This is a genomic window from Actinomadura sp. 9N215 (assembly GCF_044326345.1).
Classification (GTDB): Bacteria; Actinomycetota; Actinomycetes; order Streptosporangiales; family Streptosporangiaceae; genus Spirillospora.
On the sequence record NZ_JBIRBA010000032.1, the window covers coordinates 60,915 to 75,715 of the forward strand.

General features: G+C 70.6%; 9 protein-coding genes. 6 read left to right on the plus strand and 3 right to left on the minus strand.

Annotation, left to right across the window (positions count from 1 at the left end; genetic code table 11):
• The first annotated feature begins 9 nt into the window (after positions 1-9).
• The 4 genes from ACH34T_RS37315 (at position 10) to ACH34T_RS37330 (ending at position 8,411) form a co-directional block, all read left to right on the plus strand.
• On the plus strand, positions 10-1,197 hold the full coding sequence (locus tag ACH34T_RS37315) for an acyltransferase family protein (protein ID WP_396025703.1): 1,188 nt from the start codon (positions 10-12) through the stop codon (positions 1,195-1,197).
• Between the two features lie 96 nt (positions 1,198-1,293).
• A complete protein-coding gene (locus ACH34T_RS37320) occupies positions 1,294-2,487 on the plus strand; it encodes an acyltransferase family protein (protein WP_396025704.1) in 1,194 nt (397 codons plus the stop codon).
• A 57-nt stretch (positions 2,488-2,544) separates the two neighbouring features.
• A complete protein-coding gene (locus tag ACH34T_RS37325) occupies positions 2,545-4,773 on the plus strand; it encodes a CDP-glycerol glycerophosphotransferase family protein (RefSeq protein ID WP_396025705.1) in 2,229 nt (742 codons plus the stop codon).
• Between the two features lie 233 nt (positions 4,774-5,006).
• On the plus strand, positions 5,007-8,411 hold the full coding sequence (locus ACH34T_RS37330) for a CDP-glycerol:glycerophosphate glycerophosphotransferase (protein WP_396025706.1): 3,405 nt from the start codon (positions 5,007-5,009) through the stop codon (positions 8,409-8,411).
• Between the two features lie 57 nt (positions 8,412-8,468).
• Here the strand turns inward: ACH34T_RS37330 and ACH34T_RS37335 are convergent, their stop codons facing one another.
• Complete coding sequence (locus ACH34T_RS37335; RefSeq protein WP_396025707.1) at positions 8,469-9,953, minus strand: hypothetical protein; 1,485 nt, start codon at positions 9,951-9,953, stop codon at positions 8,469-8,471.
• Between the two features lie 125 nt (positions 9,954-10,078).
• On the opposite strand from ACH34T_RS37335, the gene ACH34T_RS37340 reads away from it, so the two are divergent.
• Positions 10,079-11,086, plus strand: a complete 1,008-nt coding sequence (locus tag ACH34T_RS37340) for a CDP-alcohol phosphatidyltransferase family protein (RefSeq protein ID WP_396025709.1) — start codon at positions 10,079-10,081, stop codon at positions 11,084-11,086.
• A gap of 7 nt (positions 11,087-11,093) precedes the next feature.
• Here ACH34T_RS37340 and ACH34T_RS37345 read toward each other — a convergent pair whose 3' ends face one another.
• Positions 11,094-11,918, minus strand: coding sequence for a class I SAM-dependent methyltransferase (locus ACH34T_RS37345; protein ID WP_396025710.1), 825 nt, complete (start codon positions 11,916-11,918; stop codon positions 11,094-11,096).
• Positions 11,919-12,198: 280 nt separating this feature from the next.
• On the opposite strand from ACH34T_RS37345, the gene ACH34T_RS37350 reads away from it, so the two are divergent.
• Positions 12,199-12,651, plus strand: coding sequence for an excalibur calcium-binding domain-containing protein (locus tag ACH34T_RS37350; RefSeq protein WP_396025711.1), 453 nt, complete (start codon positions 12,199-12,201; stop codon positions 12,649-12,651).
• 1 nt (position 12,652) lies between these two features.
• Here ACH34T_RS37350 and ACH34T_RS37355 read toward each other — a convergent pair whose 3' ends face one another.
• On the minus strand, positions 12,653-14,782 hold the full coding sequence (locus tag ACH34T_RS37355; protein ID WP_396025748.1) for a glycosyltransferase: 2,130 nt from the start codon (positions 14,780-14,782) through the stop codon (positions 12,653-12,655).
• Positions 14,783-14,801 lie beyond the last annotated feature (19 nt).

Genomic DNA, 14,801 nt, shown 5'->3' on the forward strand with positions numbered 1-14,801 from the left:
GCAGCCCCTATGAGCTCTACCACCGGGCCCTCCGGGGCCGAGACGGCACCCCGTTCCGACCGGCCGCTCACCGCGGACCCTGCGGCGGGTCCGATCCCGGAGGCACCGGGCACCGCCTCGGACGCACGAGGCACCGTCCCGGCGGCCCGCGGCTCCGCTCCGGAAGCACCGGGCGCCGCTCCAGGAAAACGGCGTGATCCGTTCTTCGACAACGCGAAGTACTTCGCGATCCTGCTGGTGGTCGCGGGGCATTCCCTGGCCAACCTGCTGAACGTCCCGATGGCCAAGGGCCTGTACCTGTTCGTGTACATGTTCCACATGCCGCTGTTCATCGTGATGACCGGCTACTTCTCGCGGAACTGGACGTTCGCCGGCGGCAAGGCCAGAAAACTGATCACCAATGTGGGCGTCCCCTACGTGGTGTTCGAATTCGCTTACTCGCTGTACGACTGGCTCGCCGGACGCAATGAGCTTGAGATCAGCCTGCTGAATCCGTACTACCTGACGTGGTTCCTGTGCGCGCTGTTCATGTGGCGGCTCTCCACTCCGGTCTGGCAGCAGATCCGCTGGCCGCTCGCCGTCGCGGTGGGGTTCGCGCTGCTGTCGTACATGAGCGACCTTGGTGGAACGTTCGATATTCACCGGGTGCTGGGGCTGCTGCCGTTCTACGTCCTCGGCCTCACGCTGAAGCCGCACCACTTCGAGCTGCTGAAGAGTCCCGCCGCGCGGCCGGTCGGCGCGGTCGTGCTCGCCGCGGGGCTCGGCGGCACGTTCCTCGCCATGGACCACATGTCGCGGAACTGGATCTACTGGAAGCACGCGCACTTCGAGATGGGCGTCGGCAACTTCGCGGGCACGCTGATGCGGCTCGCCATGTTCGTGTGCGCGATCGTCCTCGTCGCCGCGTTCCTCACCCAGATCCCGCGCCGCCGGTACTGGTTCACCGGGCTCGGCGCGGCGACGCTGTACGCCTACCTGCTGCACGGGTTCGTCACCCGCCTGCTCGACTTCACCGGCTGGTGGGACGCGGACTGGATGCACACCCCGCCCGGCGTCGTCATCGTGGTCGGCGGCGCGTTCGCGGTCGGGACGGCGCTGTGCTCCAGACCCGTCGTCCGGTGCATGAGCTGGGCGCTGGAACCCAAGATGACCTGGGTGTTCACGCCTCTGCGCAAACCGGGGGGCCGGATGCGCTAGCGTGCCGCCTCACGTATCAGGCCACGGCGTCCCCTGATCGGTGACTAGAGTCACCGATGCTCCCACCTGCACGTACCCGATGAGGCATACGGAGACATGACCGGCATCCTCCGCCCACCCCACCACCCGCCACCGTCCGGCGGCGGGCCGGCGCCCGGCGCACCCGCTGCGCCCGGCGCACCCGGCGTGCCCGGCGCGCCGATGCCGGACGCGCCCGGCCCGGACGCGCCGGCGTCCGTCCCGCGGCAGCGCGACGCCTACTTCGACAACGTCAAGTTCTTCCTGATCCTGCTGGTCGTGCTGGGCCACGTCTGGGAGGTGTTCCGGAAGGACAGCCAGGCGGCGGACGCGGCCTACACCGTCGTCTACGCGTTCCACATGCCGCTGTTCGTGTTCGTCTCCGGTTACTTCTCCCGCGGCTTCATGCGCTCGACGAGCAGATTCCGCGGCATTTTCCCGACATTGATCGTGCCGTTCGCGATTTTCAATGTCGCGTACCGGCTGCTCGCCTTCGTCAATGCCGACGACTTCCGGCTGCACGAGCTTTTCCGCCCGCAGTTCCTGATGTGGTTTCTCGTCGCGCTCGCGCTGTGGCGGCTGAGCGCGCCGCTGTGGGCGCATTTGCGCTATCCGGTCGCGACCGCGGTCGTCCTGTCGCTGATCGCCGGAAGCTGGAGTTTCAATTCCGACCCGACGATCTGCCGGGCTGCGGGGCTGCTGCCGTTCTTCGTCCTCGGCCTGACCATCCGCTCCGGGAACTCCCCCGACGGCGGCGGGACGGGACCGGTCGAGGCGCTGCGGAGCCGCGACTGGACGCGCTGGGCGGGCGCATCCGCGCTGGTGGCCGCGCTGCCGATCGCCTACGTCTGGGAGCGCGGGACCGTCGTCCCGAAGATCGAGCACGGCGTCCGGCTGTGGAACCGCGGGTACGAGCAGATGGGCTTCAGCATGCCCGAGGGCATGTCGTATCGGCTGCTGGCCATGGTGTTCGCCCTCGTCCTGGGCGCGGCGTTCCTCGCCGTCGTCCCGCGCGGACGGGCCTGGTACACCCGCCTCGGGACCCGGACCATGTACGTCTACCTGCTGCACGGCCTCGTCGTGAAGGCCCTCCAGTACGGCGGCGTCCTCGACGACCGCTTCTTCCGGAGCCCGCCGGGGCTCGTCCTCGTCACCGCCGGCGGCCTCGCGCTCGGCGTGCTCCTCGCCGCGACTCCCGTGGTGCGCCTTACCCGCTGGGCCGTCGAGCCCAAGGCGCGCTGGCTGCTGAAGCCGTCACAAGGCGCGACATAAGATTTGCTGACAGTTGCGGGTATAGTCCAGATTCACCGATAGTCGATTGGCCAACGCGTGAGTAGTGACCACACCATCTCGTTGAGCGTCGTCGTCCCCGTGCACAAAGTGCAGGGGTACATCCGGCAGTGCCTCGATTCCATCCTCGACCCGGACATTCCGAACCTTGAGGTCATAGCGATCGATGATCACTCGCCGGACGGCTGCGGGGAGATTCTCGACGAGTTCGCCGCGCGCGACCCGCGCGTCCGGGTGCGGCACCTCGACGAGAACGTCGGGCTCGGCCACGCCCGCAACATCGGCCTCGACATGGCGACCGGCGACTACGTCTGGTTCTTCGACAGCGACGACCACGCCACCGAGGGCGCGGTCCGCGCCATCTGCGACCGGCTCGCCGAGACCCGTCCCGACGTGCTGGTCTTCGACTACGCCCGCTCGTACTGGAACGGCAAGGTCAAGCGCAGCATCATCAACCACCTGTTCCGCGAGCCGCCCGCGCCCGACGTGTTCACCCTCGAAGAGCGGCCGAGCGTCCTCGAAATGATGATGACGGCGTGGAACAAGGCCATCCGCCGGGAGTTCCTCGTCGACCTCGGGCTGCGGTTCAGCGGCGGCTACTACGAGGACGTCAACGTCACCTACCCGATCCTGATGGCCGCCGAGCGGCTCAGCCTGCTCGACCGGGTCTGCTACATCTACCGGCAGCGCCGCCACGGGGCGATCACCAAGACCACCGGCGCGAAGCACTTCGACGCGTTCGCGCAGTACGACCGCATCTTCGAGTTCATGGACGGGATGGGCGACAGGGCCGCCCCCTTCCGGACCCTGATGTTCGACCGGACGATCTGGCACCTCCTCGTCATCATCGAGCGCGAGGACCGCGTCCACGAGTCCGACAAGGCGCGGTTCTTCGCCGAGATGGCCAAGACGTACAACCGGTACGAGCCGGAGGGGCACGTCCCGCCCGACCCCGACGACAAGCCGTACCTCGCCGACAAGCACCGGGCCATCAAGGCGGACGACTACAAGGGCTTCGTGCGCGTCCGCGCCACCGAGTCGCGGACGAAGACGGCCAAGCGGCGCACCCGCAAGGTCGGCCGGCTCGGCAAGCGCGGCGTGCGGGCCTCGAAGGACCTCGCCAAGGACCGCTACTACCAGATGCAGCGCAAGCTGCCGATCGACGAGAACCTCGCCGTGTTCGCCGCCTACTGGTACCGCGGGTACGCGTGCAACCCGGCGGCGATCTACGAGAAGGTCCGGGAGCTGGCCCCGCACATCCACCCCGTCTGGGTGGTGAAGCCGGGGGCGCGCGCGTCCATGCCGGACGGCGTCGAGTACGTCGTCGCCGGGTCGGCCGACTACTACCGGACGCTCGCCCGCGCGAAGTACTTCGTCAACAACGTCAACTTCCCCGACTTCTACGTGAAGCGGCCCGAGCAGGTCCACCTGATGACCCAGCACGGCACGCCGCTGAAGAAGATGGGCCTCGACCAGATGGAGTATCCGGTCGGCGCGAACGACATGGACTTCAAGGCCCTCATCACGCGGTCCGACCGGTGGGACTTCCTCGTCTCGTCCAACCCGCTGTCGACGGAGGCGTGGCAGCGCGGGTTCCCGTGCGCCTACGAGATGCTGGAGATCGGCTATCCGCGCAACGACCGGCTGGTGAACGCCGGCGACGACGCGGAGCTGCGGGCCAGGCTGCGCGACGAGGCCGGCGTCCCGGACGGCGCGACCGCGATCCTGTACGCGCCGACCCACCGCGACTACCAGCGCCGCTACAGCCCCATGTTCGACATCGGGCGGGTCGTCGACCAGCTCGGCGACGACCACGTGCTGCTGCTCAGGGCGCACTACTACTACAAGATCAAGAACATGGCGGCGGATCTGGGCTGGCCGGAGGACCGCGTCGTCGACGTGTCCAGGCACCCGTCCGTCGAGGACCTCATGATCGCGTCGGACGCGCTCCTCACCGACTACTCGTCGGTGATGTTCGACTACGCGAACCTCGACCGGCCGATCGTGATCTACGCCAACGACTGGGAGACGTACCGGCTCACCCGCGGCGTCAACTTCGACCTGCCGGCCACGCCGCCGGGCGTCGTCGCCACCACGGAGGACGAGCTGGTCGACGCGTTCGTGTCCCGCGCCGCGTGGAGCGACGCCGCCGCCAAGGACCGCGCCGAGTTCAGGGCCCGCTTCTGCCCGTGGGACGACGGGCACGCGGCCGAGCGCGCCGTCCGCCGGATGTTCCTCGGCGAGAAGGTCCCGAACCCGCCGCGGTAACCCGCAGGGATCCGGCGGCGTCCACCGCTCCCGCAGTACGATCCGGGTCGAAGGCCCGTCGAACCCCGCCGCGTCCGGTCTCCCGGCGCACACCTCTGCCGCGCACGGGTCCCGCCGTGCCCGGCACCCGGCGACCGGCGCACGTCCGCGCGGCGACCGTCCGCCGCGCAAACCCGCCGTTCCCGGCCCGGCACCGTCGCCCGGCCGGCCGAGTGATCGAAGGAGTGGGCCGCTTGCCCGCCAGCAGGATCAGCGCCATCGTGCTCTCCCACGGGGCCGGGGAATCCCTGGACGCCACCCTGGAGTCGCTCGCCGCCCAGTCGCACACCGCCCTCGACGTGCTCGTCATGGACGACGGCACCGGCGCGACCGCGGAGATCGCCGTCCCCGACGACCGGTTCCGCATCGTCCGGCGCGGGGCGCTGAGCCGGGGCGCGGCGCGCAACCTGGGCGTCGAGGAGAGCGACGGCGAGTTCCTGCTGTTCGTCGACGGCGGCGACGAGCTTCCGGCGGACGCCGTCGCGGCGCTGGCGGCGGCGCTGGAGCGGTCCGGGTCGGACATCGCGGTGGGGCGCGACGCCGTCCGCGCGTGGACGGGTCAGGTGTGGCAGTGGCGGCCGTGCCGCGCGGTCGCCGATCCCGTCACCGGGACGGACCTGCGGCGCAGCCCGGAGCTGATCCGCGCCAGGAAGGCGTTCGGGAAGCTGTTCCGGCGCTCGTTCTGGACGGCGAGCGCGCTGGAGTTCCCCGACGTCGGCCGCTACGACGACCTGCCCGCCATGATCAAGGCGCTGCATCTGGCCACGGCGATCGACGTGCTGCCGGACGTCGTCCTGCACCGCCGCACCCGCCGGTTCGCGCCGACGACGGAGGCGCAGGAGATCGCGGACGGGTTCGGCGCCGTCACCCTCGCCACGACCTGGCTGGAGGAGGGCGGCGACGCCAGGGCACGGCAGAGGTTCCAGCTCATCGCCGTCGACGAGGAGCTGCGCGTCTTCCTGGACGCGCTGCCCGACGTGCCCGCCGGGGAGCGGGAGCAGGTCGTCGCGCAGGCAGCCGCGTACGCGTCCGGGATACCCGCGAAAGTGCTCGCGGGCGCGCCCGCGCTGACCCGGCTGAAGTGGCATCTCGCGACGACCGGGCACACGTCCGAGCTGGTGAAGGTCGTCCGGTACGAGCGGGGGAAGGCGTCGCCGTCGATCGTCCGCGACCCGCTGCGCCGGTACGTCGTCTACCCGTACTGGAAGGACGCCAAGCTCGGCGTACCCCGCGACGTGTACCGGGCCCGCGGCGAGGTCCGGATGCGGGGCCGCGTCCACACCGTGACGTGGGAAGGCGACCGGCTGACCGTCACCGGTGAGGCGTACATCAACTCGGTCAGCAACCGGCGCCGCTGGACGTCGGTGAAGACGATGACGCTGCGGTCCGGCGACCGCAAGATCGTGCTGCGCGCCCGGCAGATCCCGAAACCCGGGAAGAAGTCCGGCTTCTCCGGGTTCGAGTTCGGGTTCGACGTGGGCCGGCTCCGCGACCACGGCCGCTGGGTCGAGGGCGACTGGGACGTCGAGGCGTCGGTGTTCAACGCGGGCGTGTTCCGGCGGGGGCCGCTGCGCGGCGGCAGCGCGGGCAGCGGCGCGCACCCGCCGTACCGGTACGTCGCCGACGACGTCCGCGTCGTCCCGCTGATCGCGGACGACCACCTCGTCATCAAGGTCGAGCGGGTCGCCGTGCGGGCGACCGCGCTGCGGTGGGACGGCGACGCCCTCGTCATCGAGGTCACCGCCGCCGCCGGGCAGGCGCTGGACGAGCTGGAGCTGACGCTCGGCGACGACCGCATCGCCGTCCCGGTCACCGCGACCGACCGCCGGTTCGCCGCCCGCGTCGACATCGGCGCCCTCGAAGGCTCCCCCGCCAGACCGGACCAGATCGACGACACCCGCGACTGGACGGTCTCGGCCGGCGGCCGCCCGCTGGTCCTCGCCGAGGACGCCGACGACGTCGAGCGGACGTTCGGCACGCTGGAGATCGACGCGGGCCGCGGCCCGAGCGGCTACCTGCGCGTCCGCCGCACCACGACCCGGCTCGCCGTCGACGACTGCACCTGGCGGCCGGACGGCACGCTGGTGCTCACCGCGACGCATACCGCCCACGACGGCGGGCAGATCGTGCTGCGCGGCCGGGGCCGCCGCAAGGACTACGCGTTCGACCTCGTCGCCGACCCGTCGTCGGGCGTGCTGCGCGCGGAGGTACCGGTGGCGGCGGTGCCGAGCGTCGCGGGCGTCCTGCCGCTCCGTCCCGGCCGCTGGGACGTGCTGTTCCGCCCACCGGGCGGCCGGGCGCTGACCGTCCGGCTGTCCGCGCATGCGCACCAGCACCTGCCGGAGCCGATCGAGGTGGCGCGGCGCGGCTACGAGCTGGAGGGACGCGACGGACGGCTCGCCATGTCCGTGACCGGCGACGTCTCCCAGGAGGAGAAGAGCGACGGCGCGAAGTACCGCGAGGAGGCCCGCCGCCGGGTCGACCGGGACGGGCTGCGCGACGCCGTCGTGTTCTCCTGCTTCAGCGGACGGCAGTACTCCGACAGTCCCAAGGCCGTCCACCAGGAACTGCTGCGCCGCGGCGCCGACCTGGAGCAGCTGTGCGTGGTCAACGACGCGCAGGTGGACCTGCCGAGCAGCTTGCGGGCCGTCCGGCTGCACGGCAGGGAGTGGCATGAGGCGCTCGCCACGTCCCGCTACATCGTGACGAACCACCGGCTCGGCGACGCGTTCCGGCGGCATCCGGACCAGGTCGTCCTGCAGACCTGGCACGGCACCCCGCTGAAGAAGATCGGCAAGGACATCAAGGAGGTGCACTTCGCCTACACGCCGGGGATGAAGAAGGCGCTGCAGTCGAAGTCCGCCGGGCCCGCCGTCGGCGAGTGGAGCCATCTGCTGTCGCCGAACCCGTTCAGCACGGAGATCTTCCGCCGCGCGTTCTCGTTCGAGGGCGAGATGCTGGAGGTCGGCTACCCGCGCAACGACCTGATGCACAGCCCGGCGGCCGACGCGGTCGCCGCGCAGGTCAGGGCGCGTCTCGGCATCCCGGACGGCAAGCGCGTCGTGCTGTACGCGCCGACGTGGCGCGACGACCAGTACTACAGCCGCGGCCGGTACAAGTTCGACATGCGGCTCGATCTGGAGCGGGCGCGGGCCGCGCTCGGCGACGACCACGTCCTGCTCGTCCGGCTGCACACCAACGTGGTGGACGGCGTCGCCGAGGACGAGCACGGCTTCGTCCGGGACGTGTCCCTGTACCCCGACGTCACCGAGCTGTACCTGATCTCCGACCTGATGATCAGCGACTACTCGTCGGTGATGTTCGACTTCGCCAACACGGGCCGTCCGATGCTGTTCTTCACCTACGACCTGGCCGACTACCGGGACCGGCTCCGCGGCTTCTACTTCGACTTCGAGGCCGAGGCGCCGGGGCCGCTCGTCGAGACGTCCGACGACCTGATCGACGCGATCCGGGACGTCGACTCCGCCACGGCCGGGCACCGGGACCGCTACCGCGACTTCGTCGCCCGCTTCTGCCCGCTCGACGACGGCATGGCCGCGTCCCGGACCGTGGACCGCGTGTTCGGAACGTCCGCCTGACGTGTTCGGGACGTCTGCCTGACGTGTTCGGGACGTCTGCCTGAGGGGTGCCGGGCGTCAGCCGGGCTCCGCGTCGACCTTCTCCCGGCTGTCCTCTTCCAGGTCGTCCTGGACGGGCGCGGGCCGCGGCGCCGGAAGCACCGCCAGCGCGAGCGCGACGCAGGCGAACGGGACGGCGGGCAGCACGTACCGGTAGTCGAAGTCGGCCGTCGCCGCCGGGATCACGAGCAGCGCGAGGCCCGTCCCCCACGGCAGCAGGGCGCCCGTCCCCCAGTGCCGGACGGCCCGCCGCGGCCGCCACCGTCCCCTGGACCGGACGTGCACCAGCGCCCCGCCGAGCCCGCCCAGCAGCAGAACACCCAGCACACTGCCCGGCAGCACCGCGTTGTCCTGGTATTTCAGGATCTGCTCGGCCCAGGGGTCGACGACCCTCGTCCGGCCGCCGCCTCCCGGGTCGTACAGCCCGGCGATCTGCGCCTGCTCGTCCGCCCAGGCCTCGCCCTCGGGGAACTCGTACTGCCGCCACGTCCACGGCGTCGGATACGGCTTGCGCTCCCACTCGAACGCCCGGAGCGTGTCGTGCACGACCACCTTCGCGTAGTCGGCCGGCTGCGCCTTGATGGCCTCCCACGCGAACTCGCGCGCCAGCGCGTTGCCCCGCTCCCCGTAGATCCAGCCGGGAATGTCGCGGAACGCGGAGTCGCCCGTCCACATGGCGGCGAACGGCCGCGAGACCCGCGGGTTCGTGCGCTTCGGGCACATGATCTCCAGCCCGGGACGCGGCTCGATGACCCGGCAGTCGGCGAACGTCGCCGTGCGCGCGTAAAGCCAGACCTGCTCGGCCTTGGCCAGCTTGTACTCCCCGTACGCCGAATGGAACCAGAGCATGTACCCGGCGACCGGGACCGCGAACGCCACCGCGACCGCGCCGCAGGCACGCCACCCCGCCCGCCGCAGCACCATCGCGACGAGGATCACCGCGACCAGCGGCAGCCCCGCCGCCCTCGTCACCGCCGCGAACCCCGCGAACAGGCCCGCCAGCGCGCCGAGCCACCACGTCGCCCGCCTCCGCCACAGCACCGCCGCCACCGCCGCGAGCAGCAGGAACGTGAACAGCGAGTCCGACATCAGCATGTGCTCAAGCGCGACCTGATGCACCGGCAGAAGCACCGGAACCGCCAGCAGCGCCCCGGCCGACCCCACCGCCCAGACACGCCACGCTTCATCGCCGTCCGGCCAGGCCGCCCGCCCGGCACGCCACACCAGCACATAGACCAGCACACCCGTGAGCACCCCGACGGCGTGCTGCACCGACACCATCAGCGTGAAACTGTGGAACGGCTTGATCGCCCAGAGCAGCAGCGAGTACCCGGACGGACGCGTCTCGCTGGGCCGCAGTTCGACCGCCGCCGTCAGGTACCCCGGCGAGTCGCCGAACCACATCGGCGACGGATACCCCAGCACCGCGACGACCCGCACCGCGATCGCCGCCGCCAGCACGCAGGCGAACGGCAGGTGAACCACCAAGGATCGGACACGCATCACCAAGGGCTACCCACCGTGATGATCACTATCCGTGCGCACAATCACGAGTCGGAGACAATGCCGGAGTCCACAACCGGACAGCCGATAACATCGGACGGCTTCCGACGACGAAAGGGCACTCCATGGCGAACTTCACGCTCGACGACGTTCGGCAACGGACGTACAAGGCGCGTGACGCCTGGTGGACGGTACTCCTGGTCGACCCGCTCGCGTCCAGGCTGGTCAAGCTGACCGCCAACCGGACGCGCGTGACGCCGAACCAGCTCACCGTGGGCGCCCTCGTCCTCGGCCTCGCCGCCGGCGCCTGCTTCGCCGTGGCCTCCTGGCCGTGGCTCCTCGCCGGCGCCCTGCTGTACCACCTGTCGTTCACCCTCGACTGCATGGACGGCAAGATCGCCCGCCTGAAGGGCACCGGCTCGGTGTTCGGCGCCTGGCTCGACTACATCTTCGACCGCGTCCGCGTCCTCGTCTGCGCGATCGCCCTGATGGCCGGCCAGTACCAGGCCACCGGCGAGGCCGCCTACATCTGGACCGCGCTCGCCGTCGTGTTCCTCGACATGCTCCGCTACATGGACGCCCTGGAGATCTACAAGGTCCGCGCCCAGATGCGCGACACCCTCACCGCGGCCCGCGCGGAGGCCCACACCCTGGAGGTCGCGGCCCAGCGAGCCGACGGCCACGTCGACGAGGACCTCCGCTCCGCCGAAGGCGCCTTCGCCGACGACCCCGAAGCCGACATGGAGGACCGCGTCGTCGGCGACGACCCCGCCAACGCGGCCCTCCAGAGCGGCTTCTACCAGCGCTTTCCCTGGTACATCCGCGTCCGCAACGTCCTCATGGCCGGCCGCATCCGCCCGCACCTGTTCAGCGGCATCGAGTTCCAGATGGGCGTCTTCATCGTCGCCCCCATCGCCGCCGCGATCGTCTCCGGCGCCATCATCCCGGTCGTCGCCGTCAGCGCCGCCGGCCTCCTGACCTTCGAACTGATCGTCATCTACAAGTTCTGGCTGGCCGCCCGCGACTACAGCCGCAACCTCACCAAGCTCAACACCAAGATCGCCGAATACCGCACCCAGCTCCCGGCACGCCACGCCCACCCCACGACCCCAGCCACCACCAGCTCCGGCTGACCCCGTCTCATTCGGGGCGGCGGTGGGCTGTCGTCAGGAGGTATTCCCAGTTCAGGGTCAGGGGTGAAGTGCCCTGGGCATGGTCGCGGGCCAGGTTCGTCAGGGCCTGGTCCAGGGCGGCGACCTTTTCTGGGTCGTCGGCTATGTGGCGGTAGACGGTAATGGTGGGGCCGTAGTAGGTCTTGAAGTAGTCGCGGAAATCTTCGGGTTCATTGAAAAGGCCGACCTGTAGGGTGCGCCGTTCGCTGGTGATGCCGGTGACCCTTTCGCCCAGCAGTTCCCGGACGTGGTCAGGGCTGCCCCAAAGCGGTGCGGGCCGCGCGGCCGGAGGAGGCGGCGGGGCGTAGGGGCGCATGGTGGCGAACATCTGGCCGATGAAGCCCTCCGGCGTCCAGCTGAGCAGGGCGATCGTGCCGCCGGGACGGCAGACGCGCACCATCTCGTCGGCGGCGGCCTGGTGGTGGGGGGCGAACATGATTCCCACGCAGGACATGACGATGTCGAATTCGCCGTCGCCGAACGGGAGCGCCTCGGCGTCGGCTTCACGCCATTCCAGGTGCGCGTTCCGGCGTGCGGCCTCTTCGCGTCCGGCGTCCAGGAGTTCGGGTGTCAGGTCGCTCGCCACGACGTCCGCGCCGGCGAGTGCGGCGGTGATGGCGGCATTGCCCGAGCCGGCGGCGATGTCCAGGACCCGGTCGCCGGACTTCGCGCCGGACGCCTGGACGAGGACCCGCCCGAGTTCCGGGTTGATGTCCGCGGCCAGCGCCGGATAGTCGCCGAGCGCCCACATCTTTCTGTGACCGGCCTTGACCGTGTCGAACTGCTCCCCCATGACGGCTCCCCTCGTCTCGTGATGGCCACGGTACGGAGCGGGCGGGCGCGGTTCCAGTGCCGGTCGCCGCGGTTCCAGTGCCGGTCGCCGCGGTTCCAGTGCCGGTCGCCGCGGTTCCAGTGCCGGTCGCCGCGGTTCCAGTGCGGGTCGCCGCGGTTCCAGTGCCGGTCGCCGGTGGCCGGATCGCGACAACGAGTGATCGGCGGTGAACGGCTCGCGCGCCTCGGCCGTCTCACTCACGCCCTCCGCCACGGCCAGTCCGGCCGACGACGGGAGCGCCATGTATCCACCGCCATCGCCGCCGCAGCGGCCCGCGTCCGCGCGACCGCGGCACCGCATCCCCCTGGTCGCCGTCGTGGTGATCTCCACGGGGTGTCTGCTGTTCGGGTGCGTCGTGGGCGTCGGGATCGGCGGGACGGAGACCGCGAAGCCCGCGGCCGCGCCGTCCCCGGTCGCGCCCACCGTGACCGTGACCGCGACGACGACCGTGCGTCCCGCCGAGGCGACGCCGACCGGGCCGCCCGCCGCGACGCCCAGCCCGCGCCGGACGCAGAAGGCCAAGCCGAAGCCACGGCCGAAGCCGAGGAAGACGGCGAGGCCCGCGCCGAGGACGGATCCGCGTTTCTCGACCTGCGCTGCGGCCAAACGGGCCGGTTTCGGGCCGTACCACGCGGGCGAGCCGGAGTATCAGTGGTACCAGGATCGGGACGGGGACGGAACGGTGTGCGAATAGCCTATTTCTGGGCTAGGACGTCCACCCACTGCGTGCAGACTTCGGTCAAGGAATAGGCGTTCTGGACCTGGGTGCGGGCCAGTTCGGCTTCGGCTTCCCAGCGGCCTTCCGAAACGGTCGCCGCGATGGAGGCGGCCATCGCTTCGGGCGTTTCGTGAATCCAGTGGTCGTCGTAGATGGTTTCGGCGCCCGGCCAGGGGAGCAGGGCCGGAATGGCGCCGGACGCCATTCCTTCCGCGGGGGCCAGATGGAAGCTTTCGTCGTCGCTCGTCGAGAGGACGAAGCCGATTCGGCGGAGCCAGGACGCCACGTCCCGGCCGTACGAGTCGAAGACGACGCCGCCGGTCAGGAGTTCTGAGCGGCGGATACGGCGGAACACCTTTTCGTAGTGCTCGCGTTCATCGTCTTTCTGCCAGATCCACCAGTACTCCCACGGGAGCTTGGATTTGACGAAGAGGGTGAAGCGCGGGTCGTCGCGGCGGAGCTGTTCGACGACGTCCAGGGCCAGGTCGAGGCGCTTGCGGGCCGGCGCGATGCCGATCATGCCGAGGTGGTGCTCGGCGCCCGGGAGCTTGTGGCGGCCGAGCTGCTCGACGTCGACCCAGTTGGGGACGGTGACGACCTTGTCCGCCGGCCAGCCGGTGAGCTCGCGGGTGAGGTCGCGGTAGTGGGGGCTGACGCAGATGACCTGGTCTACGGCGCCGATGTTCAGGTTCTTCGGCCAGGCCGCGTAGAGCTCGAAGCGGTGCAGCCGGACGACCAGGCGCTGGCCGGGACGTTTGCGGTCGGCGTACCAGAGGGCGTTGGGGCCGCACCATTCGCAGATGATGACGTCCGCCCAGTCGACCAGGTCCTGGCTGCGTTTCTCGTCGTGGGCCTTCAGCGCCGACCAGTGGTCGACGCGGATTTCCATGTCCGGGCGGGAACGCAGGTAGTCGAGCAGGCGGGTGAAGAATTTGAGGTCGTGGCTCGCCACGCCTACGCGTAGCGGCCGCTCTTTGACGGAGAGGACCTTTTCGGATTGCTCCGGAAATGCCTGCGACAGGTAGTCGCGGAGGCGTCCGGCGGCGGCGTCCAAAGTGAATTCCGCAGCGGCCGCGCGGCAGCGGTCGACGGCGAGGGTGAAGACGTCCGAGTTCTTTCCGATGAGGGTCAGCGCGTCGAGGACGTCGTCCTCGGTGGCGGCGAAGAGCGGGTAGTCGGCGCCGAGGAGGCGTTCGTGCATCGGCGTGCGGTTCAGCACGACCGGGACGCCCAGCGTCCCGCATTCCAGAACCTTCGTGGACAGTTCGAGGCTCGCGTCCATTTCCGGGTGCCGCCAGGAAAGGCCCACGTCGCAGGCCGCCGTCAGCCGCATCGCCTCGGCCCTCGGGTGGCCGCCGTGCCAGACGACGCCCTCGCCGGACTCCAGCGCGGTCCGCATCCGGGTCGCGAACGCGGGGTCGTCCGGATCGTTGTGGATCTTGTCACCGACCATGTGGAGCTCGGCGTCCACGCCACGGATCGCGAGGAGGCGCGGCAGCGACGTCATCTCGTAGGTGTTCCAGCGCGGCGCGAACTTGCCGGTGTAGACGAGGCGGAGCTCGCGGCCGTCGGGGGCGCCGGACGGGCGCGGCTCCAGGCCGTCCGGGAGGACGACGACCGGCGGGAACAGCACGCTCTTGCCGGCCGCGGCGGGAACGGCGCTCTCCAGGAAGCCGCGGAGCTCCTCGGTCTGGCAGAGCAGGAGGCGGGACGCGTCCGCGATCCGGCGCAGCTCCGCCTTGGCGGGCGTGGTGAACTCGGCGGCGGACTGCGGGACGTCGGTGAGGTACGTCCAGAGCCGTCCGGCGAGCGGGCCCGCGGCGAGCTTCCCGGCGAGGCCGCGGCCCCGCACGACCACCAGGTCGTGCGGGTTCTCGGCGTCGACGCGGCCGAGGGTCAGGGCGGCGTCCTTCGGGGTCATGCTTCCGGAGCCGTCGAACAGGCCCTCGGCGTGCGGGCTCCGGACGGTGACGCCGGGCAGGTCGCGCAGCGGGTCGACGAGACGTCCGGTCCGGACGGGGGCCTTGAGGACCAGGGTCACCTCGCAGCCGGCGCGGGCGAGGGCCTGGACCATGCCCTGGGCCCAGATCGCCGAGCCGTCGATCATGTTGAGATCGACGTCGCCG